23 protein-coding genes are annotated in these 22,085 nt (G+C 41.1%); 13 read left to right on the top strand and 10 right to left on the bottom strand.

The features are described 5' to 3' along the window. Positions 1-62: 62 nt before the first annotated feature. Entirely contained in the window at positions 63-764 is a 702-nt protein-coding gene (locus tag H6G97_RS05160) for a LapA family protein (protein ID WP_190939661.1), read from the top strand. Between the two features lie 19 nt (positions 765-783). Here H6G97_RS05160 and H6G97_RS05155 read toward each other — a convergent pair whose 3' ends face one another. Then, positions 784-978, bottom strand: a complete 195-nt coding sequence (locus H6G97_RS05155; RefSeq protein WP_190939620.1) for a hypothetical protein — start codon at positions 976-978, stop codon at positions 784-786. Positions 979-1,516: 538 nt separating this feature from the next. After that, positions 1,517-1,654 carry a hypothetical protein gene (locus H6G97_RS05150; RefSeq protein ID WP_190939619.1) on the bottom strand — a complete coding sequence of 46 codons (138 nt, stop codon included), beginning with the start codon at positions 1,652-1,654 and terminating at the stop codon, positions 1,517-1,519. Between the two features lie 66 nt (positions 1,655-1,720). Here H6G97_RS05150 and H6G97_RS05145 point away from each other — a divergent pair, with 66 nt between their 5' ends. The 3 genes from H6G97_RS05145 (at position 1,721) to H6G97_RS05135 (ending at position 5,477) form a co-directional block, all read left to right on the top strand. Further along, the gene (locus H6G97_RS05145) at positions 1,721-2,266 is read left to right on the top strand and encodes a shikimate kinase (protein WP_190939618.1); all 546 of its coding nucleotides are present in this window, start codon (positions 1,721-1,723) and stop codon (positions 2,264-2,266) included. 410 nt (positions 2,267-2,676) lie between these two features. After that, positions 2,677-3,735, top strand: a complete 1,059-nt coding sequence (locus tag H6G97_RS05140; protein WP_190939617.1) for an ABC transporter substrate-binding protein — start codon at positions 2,677-2,679, stop codon at positions 3,733-3,735. Continuing rightward, positions 3,732-5,477, top strand: coding sequence for a sensor histidine kinase (locus tag H6G97_RS05135; protein ID WP_190939616.1), 1,746 nt, complete (start codon positions 3,732-3,734; stop codon positions 5,475-5,477). Before H6G97_RS05140 ends, H6G97_RS05135 begins: the two co-directional genes overlap by 4 nt. Positions 5,478-5,686: 209 nt before the next feature. Here H6G97_RS05135 and H6G97_RS05130 read toward each other — a convergent pair whose 3' ends face one another. The 3 genes from H6G97_RS05130 to H6G97_RS05120 form a co-directional block, all read right to left on the bottom strand. Further along, positions 5,687-7,372, bottom strand: coding sequence for a pentapeptide repeat-containing protein (locus H6G97_RS05130; RefSeq protein WP_190939615.1), 1,686 nt, complete (start codon positions 7,370-7,372; stop codon positions 5,687-5,689). Between the two features lie 302 nt (positions 7,373-7,674). Beyond that, entirely contained in the window at positions 7,675-7,965 is a 291-nt protein-coding gene (locus H6G97_RS52225) for a type II toxin-antitoxin system VapC family toxin (protein ID WP_338421584.1), read from the bottom strand. A gap of 88 nt (positions 7,966-8,053) precedes the next feature. Continuing rightward, on the bottom strand, positions 8,054-8,281 hold the full coding sequence (locus H6G97_RS05120; RefSeq protein ID WP_190939614.1) for a hypothetical protein: 228 nt from the start codon (positions 8,279-8,281) through the stop codon (positions 8,054-8,056). Between the two features lie 188 nt (positions 8,282-8,469). On the opposite strand from H6G97_RS05120, the gene argB reads away from it, so the two are divergent. Next, on the top strand, positions 8,470-9,363 hold the full coding sequence (gene argB, locus H6G97_RS05115) for an acetylglutamate kinase (RefSeq protein WP_190939613.1): 894 nt from the start codon (positions 8,470-8,472) through the stop codon (positions 9,361-9,363). A 49-nt stretch (positions 9,364-9,412) separates the two neighbouring features. Here argB and H6G97_RS05110 read toward each other — a convergent pair whose 3' ends face one another. After that, positions 9,413-9,826: a hypothetical protein gene (locus tag H6G97_RS05110; protein WP_190939612.1), complete on the bottom strand. Its 414-nt coding sequence runs from the start codon at positions 9,824-9,826 to the stop codon at positions 9,413-9,415. Positions 9,827-9,995: 169 nt separating this feature from the next. On the opposite strand from H6G97_RS05110, the gene H6G97_RS05105 reads away from it, so the two are divergent. Together H6G97_RS05105 and H6G97_RS05100 are read left to right on the top strand one after the other, a co-directional pair. Continuing rightward, positions 9,996-10,538: a tetratricopeptide repeat protein gene (locus H6G97_RS05105; RefSeq protein WP_190939611.1), complete on the top strand. Its 543-nt coding sequence runs from the start codon at positions 9,996-9,998 to the stop codon at positions 10,536-10,538. Positions 10,539-10,746: 208 nt separating this feature from the next. Continuing rightward, positions 10,747-11,655 (top strand): DUF3153 domain-containing protein, encoded by a 909-nt coding sequence (locus H6G97_RS05100; RefSeq protein ID WP_190939610.1) that lies wholly within the window; start codon positions 10,747-10,749, stop codon positions 11,653-11,655. Positions 11,656-11,679: 24 nt separating this feature from the next. On the opposite strand, the gene H6G97_RS05095 is transcribed toward H6G97_RS05100, so the two are convergent. Further along, a complete protein-coding gene (locus H6G97_RS05095) occupies positions 11,680-12,054 on the bottom strand; it encodes a winged helix-turn-helix transcriptional regulator (protein WP_190939609.1) in 375 nt (124 codons plus the stop codon). Between the two features lie 148 nt (positions 12,055-12,202). Between H6G97_RS05095 and H6G97_RS05090 the strand changes: the two genes are divergently transcribed. Further along, complete coding sequence (locus H6G97_RS05090) at positions 12,203-12,817, top strand: NAD(P)H-dependent oxidoreductase (protein ID WP_190939608.1); 615 nt, start codon at positions 12,203-12,205, stop codon at positions 12,815-12,817. A gap of 126 nt (positions 12,818-12,943) precedes the next feature. Here the strand turns inward: H6G97_RS05090 and pdxH are convergent, their stop codons facing one another. Next, a complete protein-coding gene (gene pdxH / locus H6G97_RS05085) occupies positions 12,944-13,588 on the bottom strand; it encodes a pyridoxamine 5'-phosphate oxidase (protein WP_190939607.1) in 645 nt (214 codons plus the stop codon). A 139-nt stretch (positions 13,589-13,727) separates the two neighbouring features. Between pdxH and H6G97_RS05080 the strand changes: the two genes are divergently transcribed. The 3 genes from H6G97_RS05080 (at position 13,728) to H6G97_RS05070 (ending at position 17,319) form a co-directional block, all read left to right on the top strand. After that, the gene (locus tag H6G97_RS05080; RefSeq protein WP_190939606.1) at positions 13,728-14,807 is read left to right on the top strand and encodes an AI-2E family transporter; all 1,080 of its coding nucleotides are present in this window, start codon (positions 13,728-13,730) and stop codon (positions 14,805-14,807) included. Positions 14,808-15,086: 279 nt separating this feature from the next. Then, positions 15,087-15,917, top strand: coding sequence for a segregation/condensation protein A (locus tag H6G97_RS05075; protein ID WP_190939605.1), 831 nt, complete (start codon positions 15,087-15,089; stop codon positions 15,915-15,917). Between the two features lie 232 nt (positions 15,918-16,149). Then, a complete protein-coding gene (locus H6G97_RS05070; RefSeq protein WP_190939604.1) occupies positions 16,150-17,319 on the top strand; it encodes a nucleotidyltransferase family protein in 1,170 nt (389 codons plus the stop codon). A 63-nt stretch (positions 17,320-17,382) separates the two neighbouring features. Here H6G97_RS05070 and speA read toward each other — a convergent pair whose 3' ends face one another. After that, positions 17,383-19,398 carry a biosynthetic arginine decarboxylase gene (gene speA / locus H6G97_RS05065; protein WP_190939603.1) on the bottom strand — a complete coding sequence of 672 codons (2,016 nt, stop codon included), beginning with the start codon at positions 19,396-19,398 and terminating at the stop codon, positions 17,383-17,385. Between the two features lie 231 nt (positions 19,399-19,629). Here speA and ndk point away from each other — a divergent pair, with 231 nt between their 5' ends. Next, complete coding sequence (gene ndk, locus H6G97_RS05060; protein ID WP_190939602.1) at positions 19,630-20,079, top strand: nucleoside-diphosphate kinase; 450 nt, start codon at positions 19,630-19,632, stop codon at positions 20,077-20,079. 77 nt (positions 20,080-20,156) lie between these two features. On the opposite strand, the gene H6G97_RS05055 is transcribed toward ndk, so the two are convergent. Continuing rightward, entirely contained in the window at positions 20,157-20,879 is a 723-nt protein-coding gene (locus H6G97_RS05055) for a TerC family protein (protein ID WP_190939601.1), read from the bottom strand. 581 nt (positions 20,880-21,460) lie between these two features. Here H6G97_RS05055 and H6G97_RS52220 point away from each other — a divergent pair. Next, complete coding sequence (locus H6G97_RS52220) at positions 21,461-21,766, top strand: hypothetical protein (protein WP_242054809.1); 306 nt, start codon at positions 21,461-21,463, stop codon at positions 21,764-21,766. The last annotated feature ends 319 nt before the right edge of the window (positions 21,767-22,085 follow it).

Genomic DNA, 22,085 nt, shown 5'->3' with positions numbered 1-22,085 from the left:
CCTTCTCTCATAACTGACCACTGACAACTGACCACTAATAATTGACAACTGACAAAATTGCTATGGCTGTAATTCGCTTAATTCTATTGGTGGCAGTACTGGGAGGACTAACGCTGTTGTTAGTTCAAAATTTCTCACCTGCCCTATCGCTAGTATTTTTGGGCGTGCAAACTCAACAATTACCACTAGCGATATGGATTTTGTTCAGTACTGCCACTGGTGCTTTCACATCTATATTGATTGCTACCTTGTTTAACTTAGCCAATTATTTTGGGGGAGGACAACGCCAAACTTCTAACAGAGCAACCGCCGCTTCAACTCGTGCGAAGGCAACTCAAAGAGAAGAACCGACATCTCGTCCTGCCAGTCCTCCACCAGCAGCTAGTAAAAATGAAGAGTCTAGCAGTGATGTATTTGATGATTGGGAAACAAATGGCAATAGAGATGATGATTGGAACTTTGATGAAAAGTCAGAGTCAGCAGCTACTCCTAATCCTCAAGCTCAACAGCCTAAAGATTCAACAAATTACGAACGTCAATCAGAAGCCAAAAGCAGTTCTCGGTCTGGTTCAGTTTACTCTTACAGCTACCGAGAACCAAAAAATACGGCTGCGGGAAAAACTGAATCTGTTTATGATGCTGATTACCGGGTAATCATCCCCCCTTATCAGCAGCCGACTACCAATCAAGCCAATGATGATGATGATTGGGAATTTTTTGATGATGATGATTTTGAGGATGATGGTAAACGCCCCCGTCGATGAGATGTAGCAGGCTACGTCTTTACTTGATGCCACACCGCTCTCTAGACTCCTGCTTGACCTTACCAGTCATGGCAGCTTCTTGTAAAGTCATGAAAGCATTAAAATCTTCTAAGTCATATCGGGTTGTCAACAGTTGTCGTAGTTGATTTTCAGCTTCCACTGTCAAATAGCCAGTTGCTAAAGCTTTTTGTACAACGTCACGAATTCGAGTCATGGTTGACACCTCATCCATCCTATATTTATTCATCAGGCTTATTGGGGTGAAATACGCAGTAGTTTTTGTGCCGAAACTTCAACTTGGTAAGGTTTTTTTGAGCGATCGCAGGAAATAAGTCATTATTTACACCTTTAGAGGAAACATTTAAGTAGGTGGGCTTGTTATAACTGAACTTTTAGAATAATGACCCTGTACTAGTAAAAACACAGTATTATGTATACTTAAAATTACTCACCAGAGGGAAAATTCGGATTATTTAAATAGACAGATATTGTTTGGATAAAGTTTCAAACAAGCTATATTAATTTTTTTGTTAAGCCTAGCGATCGCTAGGCAGCAATTACAAAGTTACTTCAGGGCAATTACTATATTCCTTACAAATTCTTCATTTATTACTCATGGGAATTTCACATAAAAATCGTTAATCTATTGCAGAAGTTACTTTCAATAAATTAATAAGAGTAATATCAGCAGTTAATTAAACTCAAATAGAAGATAAATTTGTAGAAATTAAAAACAATATTTATAGAGAAATTTAGGCTTGCAAAGGAAAAAGCCTTGATGCCCGTTTAAAATCAATTACTGAGATGTTTGCTTTGCGATCGCTTTTCCAGTGTTGTGTAGTATCAAATGTGTTGGCGCAGGCAAACTCAGGCATTTCTTGAATACGCACGTATGAGTCGTTAAGTTTATAATTGGAAATTGTGACTCAGCACTCAGAATTGGAGCGAAGCAACTGGTGAGCAACTTATTACAAGGAGTCAACCTTTACTTAATTGGGATGATGGGCGTTGGTAAGACGACAATAGGGCGCTTACTGGCAAAGGAATTGGGTTATGGGTTTGTGGATACCGACGATGTTATTGCCCAAGCAACAGGTAAATCTATCAATCAGATATTTACCGACGAAGGTGAAGCAGGGTTTCGCCAGTTAGAAAGCGACGTACTTTCACAAGTTTGTGCTTTTACAAAGTTGACTATCGCAACTGGTGGGGGCATTGTACTCCGGCGAGAAAATTGGGGTTACTTGCACCACGGTTTGATAGTGTGGCTAGATACGCCGGTGGAGATAATTTACAGCCGTTTAGCTGAAGATACCACAAGACCACTGCTGCAAGATGCTGATCCTAAAGGGAAATTGCGATCGCTCCTCGAACAACGAACACCACTTTACTCTCAAGCCGATTTGCACATCACCGAAAGAGAGGGAGATACACCTGAAGATGTTGCCAAGCTAGTACTTGAGGGAATTCCTAGCATTCTCAAAACACAAGTTTCTTATTAGGGACTTCCAGAGAATAAATTACCCAATTTATTCAAATGATATTTTTCTTTTCCCCCAGCCCCTTGCTCACCTGCCTACACAGATTGATTATTTTTTTAATTGGAAGTCCCTTAGCTGGCAGAAATATGTGATGGCTTCACAGGAATTTAGTTTGATACTAAATTTTTCAGTCAAGGTAATATCAATCAACTAACAGCTTGCTTGAGAGCGAATTTTTTGTAAGTAAGATATTTGAGATTTATTCTTTAGGCTTGTTCATAGAGTTTTCTTAGAGAATACTTGATCTGGATAACAGCTTGCACTTATTCCAGCAGGTTTTTTGAACATTTTTCCATAGGATGTTATACCAACTATATTTTTGGGAACTCTTAACTTTGAGTATAGTTTTCCCACAGTTAGATTGGTAAGTCATGAAAGTTGCCCAGATTATTGACACATTAAGTATCTGGTGGAAGCAAAATTTGAGGTTAGGTATTAAGCCTGCCTTTTTCTGTTTGTTTGCGATCGCCCTTTCCCTGACTTTTGTGATCAATGCCTGTAGTCTTGGGCAAAACCAATCTCTCAAACCGCTCCGGGTAGGAATTACAAGCTGGGTAGGATTTGACATTGCACTTTATGCCCAACCCTCACATATCTTCAAGCAGCGCGGGCTAGAAGTTGAATTTGTGCGATTTGATAACCAGCAAGATTCCAGTCGGGCTGTTATGCAAGGAAGATTAGATGCAGCATTTGTCTCCCTCTGGGATGTGATGCAGGTTGATCCGGGCAATGGTAAACCCGTGGTGTTAATCACAACAAATATTTCTGCTGGAGCTGATGGGATTGTTGCCAAGACAGCAATTAAATCGCTGCAAAACCTACGCGCTAAACGAGTAGGAGCAAAGTTAGGAACCGTCAACCATTTAATTTTGCTGGAAGCTCTAAAAGCCCTTCAAATCAAACCCTCTGAAGTTCAGATTCTGGATTACTCCAATGAAGTAGCAGCCCAGAAAATTGGGACAGGTGAGATCGATGCTGCTGTGCTATGGGAACCGATGCTAGGAGAAACAGCGAAGAGCATCAAGGGCAATGTGATTCACACCACAAAACAAGTAGACAGTCTGGTGATTGATATCTTGATGTCGAGTGACAACATGATCAAAGCTAAAAAAGCGGAACTAAAACAATTCATGCTGGCATGGTTTGATGTAATGCACGCAGTTGAAACCCAGCCAACAGAAGTATTTAACGCAGTTGGAAAAAAACTAGAACAAAGTAGTGAGTCTTTTGCCAGTGATTATGCTGGGCTAAAAAAAGGAGATATTACTTTGAACAAGCGGATGTTTGCAGCAGATGGTCGTCTCAATTCCGCAAAGGCAGAAATTGTCCAACTTCTCCAAGCAGATCCGCGTCATGGTCGGGTGATTCGGCAAGACGTAGAGATTGATCCAACCCTTGTCAATGAAGCAATGGCAGGATGGAAATCATGAACCAGAAGTTATCTAAAAGTAATTTATCCCATCAACTACTGATGGGTTTTGGCATTTCTCTAGCAACAGTCGGCTTAACCACGTTGGGATTGAACTACTTCTTGATTCAATCAAAGCTAGAGCAAGAACTAGAACAACGTGCCCAATCGATTACCCAAGGGGTTGGGTTTTCCACGGAAGGATTAATCGAACTAGGGAATAGAAGCATTATCAAGCGAGTGGTACAAAACTACGCTACACTACCAACGGTCATGGAGGTGGCGATCGTCACTCCCAATGGACAAACCCTGGCTCGGAGTGGAGAGGCATTACAAAATCCGCCCTATGCTTCGATTTATCCAGAATTGGCTCAAGTATTAGAACAGGTTTCTCAAACGGGTTCAGAAACGAGTTTGAGAACGACAATTGATGGTAAGGCCGTATCAGTAGAAATTTTGCCCTTTAGCAGCACCATGTTTGGTCAGGCAAACCAACGCGGAATGACGATCGCCATTCTTGATGTCGAAGAGCTACAACAGCAAGCGTGGAAAACCTTCTCTACCTCTACCTTTACCCTACTTGTTGGGATGTCAGCGATTCTAGCACTGATGACAGTGATGATTCAGCGATCGGTCTTACATCCCCTGCAACGCTTGAATAAAGCCGTCACCGACAGTCAAAGCATTGACCATTTTGTTATGCCCAGTGAATTGCCAGATAACGAAATTCAATTCCTTGCCCATACGATTCAAGCAGCCGCCACACGAGTAGAGGCATACCAGCAACTTGAACAAGAAGTTGCACAGCGCAAAGAAGCAGAAGCCGCTTTACTGGCATCAGAAGCGCAATTACGGCAGCAAGCCCAAGATTTAGAGAAAGCAATCCAAGACTTGCAGCAAGTTCAAATGCAAATTATTCAAAGTGAGAAAATGTCTGCTTTGGGCAATCTGGTGGCTGGCGTTGCCCACGAAATCAACAATCCAGTCGGTTTTCTTAAAGGTAGCCTCAATAACGCAACTGAATATGTCCAAGATTTGCTGAACCATTTGCACCATTATCAACAAGCCTATCCTAATCCCTCATCCAATATTCAAGACCATGCAGAGGAGATTGACCTAGAGTTTTTAGCTGAAGATTTGCCGAAACTGATTTTGTCTATGAAAGGAGCAACAGATCGAGTTGGAGATATCAGCACCAGCTTACGGACGTTTTCCCGCTCAGACACAGAGCATCCAGTGCAATTTAATTTGTATCAAGGACTGGATAGTACCCTGCTGATCCTCAAATATCGCCTGAAAGCCAATGAGCTACGTCCAGCGATTGAGGTCGTGCGATTATACGATAAGATTCCTGCAATTACTTGTTTTTCTGGACAGATCAATCAGGTGTTTATGAATATTCTGGCAAATGCGATCGATGCTCTGGAAGAATCGAATCAAAGGCAAAGTTATGAATATCTCAAACAACATCCAAATCGAATTACGATCAAAACAGGGCTAACAGAGGATCAACAATCAGTTATTGTCCGAATTAAAGACAATGGAATTGGCATGACAGATGATGTCAAGCAAAAGATATTTGAGCATTTGTTTACCACCAAAGGAGTTGGCAAAGGAACTGGATTAGGCTTGGCGATCGCTCGTCAAGTAATTGTTGATAAACATCATGGCACTCTGAATTGTGTTTCTAGTCCAGGCAATGGCACAGAGTTCATCATTGAAATTCCAGTTCAACAGGCTGCGTATCAAGTGAAAGCGGCATAGCGCTATCAAACCAGTACTCCGGCATTTTGTATTGTAATTTTATCAGGCGATGTCTATGACGGGCGTAGCTGCGGCACCAGAAGTTTAACTCAATCACACAGCTAGGACAAATTAGTGCAAATGAACGAATGATTATAATTCTAGATGTTTGAAGCAGCGATCGCTTGCTTGTTATGTCGGGTAATCTGGCAACAGTGATTTATTTAGTATCAGTTATTCCGAACACTACCATCAGGCATAATAGTTGTACTGAATATTGCTCCTTCCAGATTTGCACCATCTAAAATCGCGCTTTCAAAATTGGCATTAGTTAGATTAGTATTACTAAGGTTTGCATAACTTAAGTCAATATACTTTAAAATTGAATTACTTAAGTTTGCGTTAGATAAATTAACTCTACTTAAATTAATTTTTGTGAAAAAGATATTAGATAGATTTGCACCCGAATCAAGATATATAGCTTTTGATAAATCACTACCATTAGGAAAAATAGTTTCCGAATTATAAAATGCTCCTACTAAATTGGTATTAGTCATGATGCTATAGCTAAGATCAGCATTACTTAAATTAGCACCACCTAAATAAGCTTTAGCAAGGTTAGCACCTATTAAACTTGCACCTTTTAAATTGGCATCACTTAAATGAGTATTGCTAAGATTAGATTCATTAAGGTTTACACCACTCAAATTAACATTATTCATGTAAAGACCGCTTAAGTTAGCTCTACTTAAATTAAGAGAGTGTAAATCTTTGCAAGATAAAAGATATTTGTGATGTCCAGATAAATCTACTCCAGAGGTAATTGGGATAGCTTGAGATAAATCAACATTTGTAGGAAAAATTGTTTCTGAACAGTAAAGTGCTTCAGTAAAATTAACTCCAGTTAAGTTGGCTTCGGTGAAATTGGCACGCATTAAATCAGTCTTACTTAGATTTGTATTTATTAATTTAGCTCTAGTAAAATTAGCTTTACTTACTATAGCTCTTGCTAAATTGGCATTACTTAAATCAGCTTCTGTGAAGTCTGTATCTGTTAAGTTTGTTAAGGCAGAACCATGTTCAGCCACGTCGAATTTAGCACCTTTTAAGTTTGCTCTTCTTAAATTAGTTGATTTAAAAGATGAGCTACTCAAGTTGCTTTCTTCAAGATTAATACCTTCTAAGTTGGCATTTTGGAAAAAAATATCAATTAACCAAGCACCGCTCAAATTTGCATTACTTAGATTTACGCCTTCTAAAAGACCATTCCATAGTTTTATATCAGGAAGCTGAACACCACTTAAATCGGCTCCTCGCAAATCAGAAAGCCTTAATTCAACATAACTGAAATTATTTGTAAAATCTCGTTCTCCTAATGCGTAACGTTGCAACAAAATATGTTTAATTGCAGCAGGATTACAATTGTCGTTGCAAATATGACCACTTGGCATAATCGTGTTGCATAAAATAGCCAACCTTAATTCTGGAGAACCACTGGTTTCCGCAATCTCAGCATTACTTAAATTAGCGTTTTTAAGATTTGTATCCTCAAAACTTGTATCAACTATTTCTGCATTTTCTAAATTTGCGCCTTCTAAACTGCTTTCCAATATTTTACAGTTTGTTAATTTTGCCCTTTTTAAGCTGGCATATTGGAAATTGCATTCAGTTAAATCGGTATTACTCAAATCTGCTTCATCTAGCATTGCGTAGCGTAGATTTGCTCCCTCTAAATCAACTCCTTTAAGAATAGTTCGTTGAAGATTAGCCCCATGTAACTCCGCATGTCTTAAATTAGAGTTGCTTAAATTAGCCTCCCTCAAGTTAATACCTAGTAAATTAGCATCCCTTAAACTAATGCCAATAAAATTTCTTTCCCCAGAGGCATACTGTTTGAGTAATTCTTTAATATCCATGACTCAAATAAAGCGCTTATTAACACCACTAAAAGTATCTCCTTACAAAAGAGATACTGCCACTATTACTGTTATTGCTGTTTTATCTACACAACAAGCAATCATATTTTGACAAATCCAGCCAGATTGCTAGAGTCATTGTAGTACAAACATACTTAAATTGGGCATCAGAGATTGTGACGAATTACAAAGTCTTCTACACTTACTGAAATAGGTTTTAACTCTCTCTGTTAGGCTGCTCATGACAGTCAACAATTCTGAATATATTAGGCAAGCTGAAGCTGCTTGTGTACAAGACGTATTCACCAAGCTACTATTTGTAGGTTTTCAACCTCTTGAAAATGAGCATCTCGCGTAACAAGAATTAAATTATACTGAATTGCAACAGATGCAATCCAAACATCATTTTCGGGTAATGGACGACCTTTGAGGCGCAATTTATTTTTAACTTCACCATATTTACAGGCAGTTTCTATATCGCATCCAATGACCGTATTTCTGGCAATGAACTCCTCAATACGTTCTAAATTTCCTTGCGATCGCCCTGATTTTCTTGCACCGTAAAATAATTCACCAATAGCAACACTGGGAATAAAAATTTATTCTGCATTTACCAGCTGATTATTTACTTTAATATCATTTGCAAATAAAGCAATAATAATATTAGTGTCAAGCAGGTATCTACCACTCATCTATATCTACCTGTTCGCAACCTTGTTCAATTGCTTCGCGCATCAACTGAATATCGTTTGGTGATATTGTACCTGCAAAATTTAATAATTGTTTGCCTGGAACACCATGAATTTGCGAACCTACTAAAGTTCGGGCAAACTCCAGCACTCGATACTGCAAGTCTTCAGGCATAACTTTTAATTCTTCAATTAGCCGATTGAGAATCGGTGTATCCATATTTCTCCTGATAATTTTCGATTTTGGTTGCTAGCCCTTCTTTTATAGATTTTCACATTTCTGAGACGAACTAAACAGCTATGGTTTATCAGTACAGACAAACTCAACTTTGGCATCAGAGATTGTGACGAGTTACAAAGTCTTCTACACTTACTGAAATAGGTTTTAACTCTTAACGGCGGCTCCTCATGACGGTCAACGATTCTGAATACATCAGGCAAGATGAAGCCACTCGTGTGCGTGTACTAAGCGAAGCACTACCCTATATTCAACAATTCGCAGGTCGCACTGTTGTTGTTAAATATGGCGGCGCAGCCATGAAAGATAGCGCACTCAAAGACAAAGTTATCCGTGACATTGTATTCTTATCCTGCGTCGGCTTGCGTCCAATTGTAGTCCACGGCGGTGGCCCAGAAATTAACAGTTGGTTAGATAAGCTGGGAATCGAACCACAGTTTAAAAATGGTTTGCGAGTCACTGATGCCGCGACAATGGATGTGGTGGAAATGGTTTTAGTTGGTCGAGTTAATAAAGAAATTGTCGCTCTAATTAACCAAGCTGGTGGATTGGCTGTAGGACTTTGCGGTAAAGACGGTAATCTATTTACAGCCCGCCCCCAAGGTCAAGAAGGCATCGGTTTTGTGGGAGAAGTCAGTAATGTCAATATCAAGATTTTGGACACCCTGGCTAGCAATGGCTATATTCCGGTAGTGTCTAGCGTCGCCGCAGACGAGACAGGGCAAGCTTATAACATTAACGCCGATACTGTAGCTGGAGAAATCGCTGCTGCATTAGGAGCAGAAAAGCTAATTTTACTGACCGACACCAGTGGAATTTTAAAAGATTACAAAGACCAATCTACTTTAATTCCAAAAGTAGATATCCGCGAAGCCCGCCAGTTGATTGCCGATGGTATAGTCAGCGGTGGGATGATTCCCAAAGTCAGTTGTTGTGTGCGATCGCTTGCTCAAGGAGTCCGTGCAGCACACATCATCGATGGTCGCATTCCCCATGCCCTGTTACTAGAAATCTTTACTGATGTTGGGATTGGGACGATGATTCTCGGTTCGCAGTTTACCTAATAGGAGTTAGGAGTTAGGAGTTTTCCTCCTCTACTCCCTATTCTTTGCTCTACCGAGGATAGATGAAAACACGCGATCGCCCGTGTCCGCCGCTAAATGGTCTACGATGCCATGAATTATCTATAATCACCGGATTAATTATGGTTGAGTTTCGAATTGCCGGATTAATCAAAGTTGGATTAATCAGCGTGGAATTTCTCACGTTCTGCCTGAACTGGGGATAGTAATAATTGGGGTAATTATTGCGTTGTGGCATTAGTCCCGTTGCTGGGTCTACAGGCATAGGTGTGGGAATCGGACTACCATAAATGAAGGAACCAACAGCAGGCGATTGCCTGACTCCATAACTACCATCAATCACGATCACAGACTGGGCGGAAGCTGGAGCAGTGGCTACACCCATCACTGCTAAAGTCATACCTGCTAAGAGCCAATTCAGTTGCGAATGCTTGATTTTCAACATATTTTTGCTCACCGCATTTGATATCGGAATTTTTAATCAGATCATAATCGCATCTACCTAGTTAAAATTTTAGAAGTTTATCCACTTTTAGATTGCCAGTTTTTGAAAAGATTCCAAAAAAATTGCTGGCATTGGCAAAATTAAAGCAGTGCTGATTTTTGTATAAAACGTGAGTGCAGAAAGTTTAGAAATTGCTAAAACCCGCTACCAGGCTGGAAAAGTTGCCTTTGAAAATGGGCAATACCGCGAAGCCGTAGAAAATTTAGAAAAGGCCAGTGCCTTGTTAGGTCGTAATTCTCGCCTTGGGGGTGAAGTAGAAATTAATCTGGTGACAGCTTATGAAGCAGCTGGACGCACCGATGATGCGATCGCTCTTTGCGAAAGACTCAAACGCCATCCCCATTTTGAAACCAGCAAACAAGCGCGGCAAATGCTTTACATTTTAAAAGCACCAAAGCTGAAAAGACCCAGCGAATGGATGACCGAAATCCCCGATTTGGGCACTCTACCCGATAATGAACTCAAAATTTCTGTAGCTGCTAAGTCTACTAAATCTTCTGTGCAGCAAAAGCCTAAATCTGCCGAGCCAGAATTCGTTGACCTTAGTCAGGTCAATACCAGAGATAATCGCTTTATCTGGGTAGCGCTAATTGCCATTGGTTTAACCATCTCGTACTTGGTTTGGTTGAGTTTTTCAGGAACCCCTGGCTGATACCAATTTTGGATTTTGGATTGAACAGGGGGCTAAGGACTGGGTACTGGGAAGATTTGCATGAGGATGAGCCAAAGCAAATCTTACTTATATTTTCTTTCCTAGTGCCCAGTACCCAGTCCGGGAGTGACCAAAATTGTGTTCCAGGAATCTCAAACAATACGAAGAAGTCAAGATTAGTTAAAAAGTTTGACTTTTAGGGAAAATTATGATTTTAACTTATTCAATTATCAGAAAGATTTTCTGGCGATTAATCAGACCATTTAGTTTTGTGCTGGCAAAAATGAAATTTCCTTTACTACTGAATGGTCGAAATCGAATCAACCGCGTCTTCCCCATCCGAAATCCTATCCTGTGGGTAGTGCTGTTAACATCCCTGCTACTGTCTGGCTGTGTAAAGTACGATGTAGGGCTTAATTTTGATAACTCAAATAGTGGTGAACTAGTACAACATATTAAATTGGGAGAACGGTTAACCAGTTTTAGTGGCGATTCTGTGTACGAATGGTTGAATAGCATAGAACGCCGCGCCCGTCAACTTGAGGGTAAAGCACAACGAGTTTCCCAAGAAGAAATCATCGTCAGAATTCCTTTTAGCAATGGTAGGGAATTGCAAGAAAAGTTCAATGAATTTTTTAACTCCCATGCTAATCAACCCTCTAAGTCTGTGCAGAGCGAATCTGACTCAGAACTGCCGAAAATTGAATCAAACGTACTCTTGGAGCAGAACAATTTTTTACTTTTAGTCAGAAATCGGTTGATTTATGATTTGGATTTGCGATCGCTATCTCTAATTGCCAGCAAAGGTAATGTTCTAGCTAATGCTGGTTCAATTCTCGATTTAGAATTTAGCTTGAAGACTCCTTGGGGAGCCAAAAATATTCGACTAACTGAAACTGCAATTGAGCCAGAAAAAAATGGCAATCAATTAGTGTGGAAACTCCAACCTGGTGAGCTAAACCACATAGAAGCTGTTTTCTGGCTTCCTAGCCCCCTTGGTATAGGTGGGTTGTTAATTATCCTGTTTGTCTCGGCAGGATTGTACTTGAGATACAATTTTATGCCAGATCCCAGAATTCAGTTTTCTCCCAAAGCAGCAGCTATCCAAGAACAGTAGGCTATTCATCTGTTTATATGTCAGTTAAGCCGATGGAGAATGCATCGGCTTTTTTGCTTCACATTCAGACAGATGGTCACTACCATACCAACGTTCAGCAAGTGCATTGAGTTGATGAAGCACATCAATGAGTTCCTGACCACGTTCTGTCAGACCGTAAGTTACTTGGGGTGGGACAGTAGGTTCATACTGGCGATAAATAATCTCTGCTGCCTCAAGCATCCTCAGTCTTTCTGTTAGAACTTTGGTTGAGATGCCCTCGACTAAATGCTTCAATGCACCAAAGCGAGTAGGCCCACTATTACACAACACCCACAGTATATACATTGTCCAGGGCCCTGATAGTAAAGACATCAGAATACTGACAGGGCAAGCATCAGGATTTTTAGAGACAGACATCGATAAGTTAGCTTAAAGTCCGACAGTTACTTTATGGTAACTACTTTACTTTAGTAACTAGTTACTTTTAGTATCTAATGTAATGCTTTGAAATAGAAACTCAAAATAAGTAAAAGCAGTAAATCCTAGCTTAATCAGGAGATATTTGGTGGTCAACATCCTACATATTGATTCCAGCCCCCGTGGTGAGCGATCGCACTCCAGAGAACTATCTAAGGAATTCGTCAGTAGTTGGAAAGCAGCACATCCTGAAGATGCGATCGCCTATCGAGATATAGGGCGTCACCCAGTTCCTCACGTTAATGAAGCTTGGATTGCGGCTGCATTTTCACCACCAGAAACCCATACCCCAGAATTAACTGAGGCACTTAGGATTTCTGACGAACTGATTGATGAGTTTTTGGCAGCCGATCGCTACGTCTTTGGAGTGCCAATGTACAACTTCAATATACCTTCCACTTTTAAGGCTTACATCGACCAAATTGTTCGCGCTAACCGGACTTTTGCTATAGATGCTCAAGGCTTAAGAGGGCTAGTCGAGGGTAAAAAGGCGGTGATCATTACAGCTCGCGGCGGCGACTTTAGCGCGACATCTCCTGCTGCTGCATACGACTTCCAAGAACCATACCTACGGACGATTTTCGGTTTTATTGGGATTACAGACATTCAATTTATTAACGCTAATAGCCTGAATGAGGGAGATGCCCGTACCCAATCTCTATCAGAAGCACGGGCAGCAATTAAAAATTTAATCACCCACTAGTAATGTGATGTGGGGCATTGGGCATTGGGTATGGGGCATTAAATAAAGAGGAGGCAGGAGGCAGAAATTCTTTAATTTTGAATTTTAAATTTTGAATTTTGAATTGATTACTCCCCTGCCTCTTCTTCACGGTGACAATCGCTCAATTTTCCAAGTGCCATTATCTAAACGGCTATAGAGCAAGCGATCGTGAAGACGGCTAGAGCGTCCTTGCCAAAACTCAATTCCTGTGGGGATCACTCGTAAGCCTCCCCAATGAGGTGGTCGAGGAATCTCCTGATTTTCATATTTGCTTTGAAAGTCCTGCAAGCGTCGCTCCAGGACTTCTCGGCTTTCTACCACCTCGCTTTGATTAGATACCCATGCACCCAAGCGACTGTTAGCAGGCCGACTTTCAAAATACTGGTCTGACTCAGTTTCAGTAACTTTCTCCACATACCCCGAAATTCGAACTTGACGCTCCAGTTCTGCCCACCAAAAGACTAGGGTCGCCTGGGGATTTTCTGCTAGTTCTTGCCCTTTATGACTGTTGTAATTGGTGAATAAGACAAAGCCCCTTTCATCAAAATCCTTGAGTAACACCATTCTGGCTGAGGGCTTACCGTCTGGTGTGGCAGTGGCAATGGTCATAGCATTAGGTTCAGGGAGCTGTGCTGCTAAAGCCTGATCGAACCATTTTTTAAATTGGATAAAAGGGTTGAGGTCTACTTTGAGCTCGCTTAAACCTTCCAAGGTGTAGTCTTTGCGAAGGTCAGCTATGGTTTTGTCCATTGTGATTTGTTTCCTTGCTATCAGATACGCTTATACATATCTTTGTTAAAAATATCTATGATGATGATCAGATAATGATCAGCGCCATCAAAAATTTTACAAATTCTTTCAAGAATATATCTAAAATAGGTTGCATAAAATGCGCCGTTTGGCCTCCCTTCAACGCCTGTTAATTTATGGTCTGAGCGGTTCGATTATCGCTCTCAATGTTTGGCTGCTGTCTGTGCTTTTTCGCTATTTCCAGCATCCTATTACCGTCTTGAGCATTGCGACAATTTTGGCTTTTCTCCTCAATTACCCGGTTAAGTTCTTTGAACGTGCTCAGATCACCCTTACTCAGGCGGTGATTGTAGTTTTACTTGCAACATTAACTCTATTTGGGATTCTGGGCGTTACCCTAGTGCCGTTGATCATTGACCAAACAATCCAACTGTTAAATAATATCCCTGATTGGTTAACGGCCAGCCAAGCAAATCTAGAGCAGTTTGAGATGGTTGCAAAGCAACGACGTTTGCCGATTGATCTGAGAGTTGTGAGCAGTCAAATCAATGCCAACATTCAAAATGTGGTGCAACAGCTAGCTTCTGGTGCAGTAGGATTTGCTGGGACACTGCTGTCAGGATTACTTAACTTAGTGTTAGTCATTGTGCTTGCATTTTATATGCTTTTATATGGCGATCGCGTCTGGTATGGTCTGATTAATCTTTTGCCATCTAATATTGGAGATCCTCTTACCGCATCGCCTAAATTTCCAGAACTTCTTTCTCAGCCAGTTGTTGCTAGGACTCTTCATGGTGCTAACCCTGAACCTATTTTCTTAGTAATGGAGGTTCCCTTTGCCCTGTTGTTTGCCATATTAATTGGGATTTCAGAACTTATTCCCTTTATCGGGGCATCTTTGGGCATTGGTCTGGTGACAATTTTAGTACTGCTACAAAATTGGTGGTTAGCAGTTCAAGTTGCGATCGCAGCGATTCTCATGCAGCAGCTTAAAGATAACCTGTTAGCTCCCAGATTACTCGGCAACTTTATTGGACTGAATCCTATCTGGATTTTTGTGGCTATTTTAATGGGGTTTGAGATTGCTGGGTTGTTGGGGACGCTTGTTGCTGTTCCCATTGTTGGTACTATTAAAGGCACTTTCGATGCGATCAAAAACGGCAAGTCTAGTAACTTTGTATCAACTGTCACTATTGCCCATGACTTACCCCCAGATTAAGAGGGTAGAGGGGTAGGGGAGGCAGGGGGAGCAGGGGAAGATGAACTATTGATTATTGACTAATGTCCAATGCCCAATTCCGAAATGAAAAGTTGCACAATCTGATCTCACAATTCACAATGGTGATTGATTACAAATTTCAGAGGATGCTGCTAGCAAGCAATTCCTGAATAATAAAAATGCGAACGAAGGTATAGAGTACACACTTTGCCAATAGTCAATCAGCTTTTTGTGAATTTACAATCTTTTAATTCTCATTAATTAACTTAGAACCCATTAATGGAAGCTTCCGAGCTATTAGAAACAATCACACTTTTGATTTACCAAGCCGAACAGGGAGAAATTGATCCTTGGGATGTCCAAGTGATTGAGGTGATTGACCGTTACTTAGAACTGATGGCACCGGAGGCAATAGGAAGAGGTTATGAAGCGGACTTGTCTCAATCTGGACAGGCATTTTTGTCAGCATCAATGTTGGTATTATTCAAAGCAAATACTTTGATGCAATTGTCAACAGTAGGAGATGTACTGGATGGCGTAGAAGATGATGCCTTATTGTTGGGTGAAGACGGTCTCTCACATCAGGGTCATCGTCTACCACTAGAACGTCAATTGCGTCGTCGCCCAGCGGCAATGCCGCCACCAAAGCGCCGTGTGACTCTGCAAGAGTTAATTAAGCAATTGCAGATCATGGCGAACCAACTAAAACTGGTAGAAAAAGCCAGCAAACCTATCCGTCCCAGACGTCTGCCTAGCGTCCAAAGTATGCGGGAGGCACTGGAGTTAGCTCACCAGGAAAATTTGACAGAAGTAGCTGGAGAACTTGAGCAGGTGTTGAAATTGTCGGCAAAAGAGCTAAGTTTAGAACAAAATTGGTTAAATTTAGAACAACTTGTAGAGTTGTGGACTCAGACCAAACTTGTTAATCAAAATGGATCTGGACATGAGTCTAAGCGCAGTCAACTAGTTAGCGTTTTCTGGGCACTACTACTATTATCGGCTCAATCGAAAGTAGAGCTATTTCAAGAGGAGTTTTACCATGAGATTAAAATTCGTTTACTTAGAGATTCAGCCAACTCCTGCAAACCTTTTGAGCAACCGATGAACTAAGAAAGGCAAAAGCAGCCCTACAGATAATTTACAGATTTGTACTTCAGCCCCAAAATCCGAGTAAATTGAAAAGATAAGCGATCGCTTGTCATCTAAGTATATCTATGGTTGTAATAACCATTAAAATCCTGTTATCCCTCTTTGGAGGGATGACTTAGAGCAGAAATAAAAACTGATGATTAAGTATCACTCGATAAAAGTAAACTGGCTTGTGGTTGAGGAATAAATTTTTATGAAAGCGATGATTCTCGCGGCTGGCAAGGGTACTCGCGTGCGTCCGATTACCTATACAATTCCCAAACCGATGATTCCCATCCTGCAAAAGCCAGTGATGGAGTTCTTGCTGGAACTGTTACGCCAACATGGATTTGACCAAATTATGGTCAACGTTAGTCATTTGGCTGAAGAAATAGAAAACTATTTTCGTGACGGTCAGCGGTTTGGGGTACAGATTGCCTATTCATTTGAAGGCAAAATTGATGACGACGGTAAACTAGAGGGGGAAGCAATCGGTTCTGCTGGAGGAATGCGACGCATCCAAGACTTCTCACCCTTTTTTGATGATACCTTTGTAGTTTTATGTGGTGATGCTTTAATTGACCTGGATTTAACTGCGGCAGTTAAATGGCATAGAGCTAAAGGCTCGATCGCTACTATTATTACGAAATCTGTCCCCAAAGAAGAAGTTTCTAGCTACGGTGTGGTGGTGACAGACGAAGATGGGCGTGTCAAAGCTTTCCAAGAAAAACCTTCAACTGAAGAAGCCCTCAGCACCAATATCAACACAGGTATTTACATCTTTGAGCCAGAGGTTTTTAATTATATCCCCTCTGATATCGAATATGACATTGGTAGCCAGTTGTTTCCCAAACTGGTAGAAATCCAAGCTCCCTTCTATGCCATCCCTATGGACTTTGAATGGGTAGATATTGGTAAAGTCCCAGACTATTGGCGGGCGATTCGCGGTGTGCTGCTAGGTGAAATCAAAAATGTCCAAATCCCTGGTCATGAAGTCGCCCCTGGCATTTACACTGGCTTAAATGTTGCCGTAAATTGGGACAAAGTAGATATCACAGGCCCCGTTTACATTGGCGGTATGACGAGAATCGAAGACGGGGCTAAGATAGTTGGCCCAGCGATGATTGGGCCCAATTGTTGGATATGTAGTGGTGCAACAGTAGAAAACAGCGTGATTTTTGAATGGTCGCGCCTAGGCCCCGGAGTTCGGTTAGTCGATAAGCTAGTATTTGGACGTTATTGCGTAGATAAAACTGGTGCTGCCATTGATGTTCAAGCTGCTGCTTTAGACTGGCTGATTACTGATGCCCGTCAAACAGTGCCATCACATACCCCTGTTGAGCGACAAGCAATAGAGGAATTGTTGGGAACAAGTACAAATTAGGGTATAGGGAATAGGTTACAGGGTACAGGTTACATATTTATCCCCTGTACCCTAACCTGTACCCTAACTATTTAGATACGTATATCTTCTGAGACTCTGCTCGTAGGTTTGCAATAGTCGCTGAGATTCTGCTAGAGTAATACGCTTTTCTTCTAATGCTTTCTCACAACGCTGGCGAATGTTTTCCACCATATCTTCGGAGTCATACTGGACGTAGCTCACTACTTCGCTCATGGTGTCACCTTTAACAATGTGTTCAATCTGGTAGCCTTTAGGCGTTAATTGGATATGAACAGCGTTGGTATCGCCAAATAGGTTGTGCAAATTGCCCATGATTTCTTGGTAAGCTCCATTCAAGAACATCCCCAAATAATAGGGTTCTCCGGGCTTGTAAGTGTGCAACTCTAAAACCGACTTGACATCACGCAGGTCAATAAAACGGTCAATTTTACCATCACTATCGCAGGTGAGGTCTGCCAAAATTCCCCGCCGCGTTGGTTCTTCATCCAAGCGGTGAATTGGCATGATCGGGAATAGCTGATCGATCGCCCAACAATCTGGTGCTGATTGAAACACTGACATATTGACGTAGTAGATGGAAGCCATGATTTTTTCTAGGTCTTCCAGTTCATCGGGTACGTACTCTTGTTGTCTGGTGATTTTGAGAATTTTCTGACAGCAAGCCCAGTAGAGGCGTTCGGCTTTGGCTCGTTCTCTGAGACGTAATATTCCTAAGTTGAAGCGGCTGATGGCTTCTTCTTTAAATTGTGCAGCGTCGTGGTAGAACTCCTGATAATTCTCTTGGTTGATGGATTGGTAAGTTTCCCAAAGATAATTAATAATTGGGGATTCTCCCTCTTGTGGAGGTTCTGGTGAATCGAGAGGAACATCACTAGTACTGAGAACATCAAAAATTAGTACCGACTGATGGGAAGCGATCGCTCGTCCACTTTCACTAATCAGTGTTGGTACGGCTATTTGCCGCTCTGCACAGGTATCTTTTAACTCTGCCACAATGTCGTTGGCATAGTTCTGCATATTGTAATTTTTCGATGCATAGAAGTTGGTTTGGGAGCCATCATAATCTACGCCCAAGCCACCACCAACATCAAGATATTTCATATCTGCCCCCAGCATCGACAATTCCACATAAATGCGACTGGCTTCTTGGATGGCATCTTTAATCACATTAATGGCAGAGATTTGTGAGCCGATGTGGAAATGCATCAACTGCAAAGAATCGAGGAGGTTAGCTTCGCGTAACTTGTCAACAGCCTCGATTACTTCAGGCATTGTCAAACCAAATTTAGCGCGATCGCCACTAGAAGTTCCCCAACGTCCCATGCCTTGGGTACTGAGTTTGGCACGAACACCTAATATCGGTTTAATACCTAACTGGCGATTGGCATCAATCACCAAATCAACCTCTTCAATCTGTTCTAAGACGATGATTGGTGTTTGCCCTAGTCTTTGGGCTAACATTGCCGTTTCGATGTATTCTCGGTCTTTGTAGCCGTTGCAAACTAACAATGCTCCTGGTGTATCCAAAACAGCTAGAGCAATCATTAATTCTGGCTTGGAACCGGCTTCTAAACCAAATTGATGCGGTTTGCCAAATTTCACTAAATCCTCAATCAAATGCCGTTCTTGATTGCACTTGACGGGAAATACGCCACGGTAGACACCAGGGTAGTTGTAGCGGGCGATCGCTTTAGCAAAACAAGCATTCAACCGCTCAATCCGGTCTTCCAAAATATCGGAAAAGCGAATCAACATGGGAAGCCCCAAGTTGCGCTGCTTCATGGCGTTGACCAATTCAAACAAGTCAAGAGATCCCCCGCGATCGCCCTTGGGTGCTACGGTAACGTGACCAGCAGCGCTAATGGAAAAATAAGGTTGTCCCCAACCTTCAATCCGGTATAAGGCTTCACTATCCTCAATTTTCCAGGAGCGAGGTAAATCTTCTGTGGTGGTACTAGGTGGTAACAGCTTTTTTTGCTTATGATTTTTCACTTCTTTATGTCCATTGGACGGCACTTGTACCACCTCATCTGATGTAGCGGTTGAATCAACACCCATTTCTTCCTAACCTCTGTTTTTCACCCACGAGTTAACAATTTAGCGCATTCATCTGGGAACGTATATGCACCCAAGGATAATTTCTGAGATAAACTCTGATTGGTCAAGAGTCATTAGTCATTAGCCATTTGTCATTGGTCATTAGTGGAAAACCCTTGGACTCACGACAAAGGAGAAAGGACAAAGGACAATTGATTAGATAAAAAATTCATTAAGTTTTTGGAGATAGCTTTGGAACGTACATTCTTAGCAATTAAGCCAGATGGAGTACAACGGGGATTAGTGGGGGAAATTATCCGTCGCTTTGAAACTAAAGGTTTTACCCTAGTTGGTTTAAAGTTTCTGAAAGTCAGCCGGGAATTGGCTGAACAACACTATGGTGTTCATCGAGAACGTCCCTTTTTTGGTAGTTTAGTCGAATTTATCACTTCTAGCCCAGTGGTGGCGATGGTATGGGAAGGTGATGGCGTTATTGCATCAGCTAGAAAGATTATTGGTGCAACAAACCCCTTAACAGCAGAGCCAGGAACGATTCGCGGTGATTTCGGGCTGAATATTGGTCGCAACTTAATCCACGGTTCTGATGCTCCAGAAACCGCGCAACAGGAAATAGCTCTATGGTTTAAGGATGAAGAATTAGTCAGTTGGCAACCACATTTAACACCTTGGTTGCACGAGTAAGATATTAGGGGACAGGTTACAGGGTATAGGAAATAATCTATACCTCTACCCTGTACCCTATTCCCTCTCCCCTCTTCTTATTTAGAGACTTCGCTCTTTTCCGGTTCTACTTGGGGTAATTCAGTACCAACACGCTTGGAAAATCCCCAGCCTAAAATCAGGAAGATGGCAGCAATCATGATCCATTCTGGTGGAACAAAACTATCGTTCACCACTTTCAACAACAAGCGTAAACCCACCAAGGCCACAGTTACATAGCCTGCGTCTTCTAGGTTTTCATATTCGTCTAACCAACGGATGAACAATCCTGCCATGAATCGCAGCGTAATAATACCAATTGTTGCACCCGTCAGCACTAGCCATTTTTCTTGAGAAACTGCGATCGCAGTTGTCACGCTATCCAAAGAAAATGCCAAATCTGTAAATGCAATCACAGGTATCGCTTGCAACAATGAATTAAACCGCGGCCCGTGATGGTGTTCGTCCTTAGTTTCTTCCGAGGTAAAGTGTTGAAATACCAACCACAGCAGATAAGCAGCGCCCAATAATTCAAATTGCCAGAATTGTTGCACCCAAGTGGCAGTGAGAATCAGGGAGATTCGCAGCACATAAGCAACGACTAAACCAAAGTTGAGGGCTTTACGCTCAAGTTCCTTGTCTTCCAACCCTTTCGCGATCGCAGCGAGAGCGATCGCATTATCAGCAGATAACAGCGCCTCTAAAAGCACCAGGATCAGCAGAACTATAAGGGCTTCAAGGCTGAAATGAAAGTCGAGGTAATCAAAAATTCGGTCTAGCATTCCGGGTTTCTCAAACAGAAAAAATTAAAATTTGACAAGAACAGAGATTTATATATTAAAAAGCGCAATAAATTGTCACTCTAATTCAGCTTAACGTGCTTGTGGTGCATTTTAAAGAGGGTTGAATGTATGCGATCGCAGTAAGAGTGGGGTAATTTCCGTATAAGTCAATACACCCAAAGTTCTAACATCTAGCTTAGTGCGATCGCAATAGTCCATGTTATGCAAAGTATTTCCGGTTCGTCTAGCCTCTCCATTAGAAGAAGGATAGGCTACAAATATTAGACATTTTCAGAAATTAAATCCATAACTCTTGTAGATAAGTAGCAGTACTAGGTCTTTATATTCCTGTTCACCAGATGTCTATTTTTCCTAAGCAATTTTAACAATATTTGTATTTTTTTTTGACAATCGCATAAATTTTTCATTAGCCTCTGATAAATATATAGGCTTGATTTTACGGACTGAAATGCCTAGATCATCTGCTATCTCCTTAGGATAAGCAGAAGTTTTATTTCATTATTTATACCTGTAGTTTCTATTGTCAACAATCTTATTTTTAATGATTAATTATGATTTCAATGGATGAACCACCCCTGGCTAATATTCTAGGATTTCTAGCATTAGCTAGTTATATAGTCACACTAATTCCCACAACTTTTAGAATTGTTTTTCCTCAAACTAAAGAGACTGGCATTCCTCAATGGCTTCTAAAACACCGCCGTACCATTGGTCTTATAGCTTTCGTTTTGGCTTTAGGTCATGGGTTCCTGATGGTTCAAAAGAGAAATTTTGATTTTTTAGACATCAAGACATTTTGGATATATGTCCAGGGTGTAAGCACTTTCATCATTTTTACACTCCTTTCTATAACTTCTAATAATTAGAGTATAAAAAAGTTGAAAAAGAACTGGAAGCAATTACATAAGCTAACTTATGTAGCTATGGTTATTTTGATTTGGCATATCTGGGACAAAATGTCAGGTCATTGGACGTATTTAACACCAATTAGTCTTATTGCCACTACCATCATCACGGTTTTGTTTATCATCCGACTTTGGATTGAACACCAGAATAAGCAACAAAGAAACGCCAAAAAAGTAACTCAGCAAGATTTAGTAGGACAAAAAAATAGATAGTTCTATTAGTACAACATGGCAGAAATAACTAATTTAAAAAAGCTAAAAAAAGCTTTATTTTTTTCTG

Origin of the sequence: Nostoc flagelliforme FACHB-838 (assembly GCF_014698065.1) — a bacterium.
GTDB classification, from domain to species: domain Bacteria; phylum Cyanobacteriota; class Cyanobacteriia; order Cyanobacteriales; family Nostocaceae; genus Nostoc; species Nostoc flagelliforme_B.
Note: the sequence above shows the minus strand (reverse complement) of the source record. Positions and strands in the feature narration are given on the sequence as shown.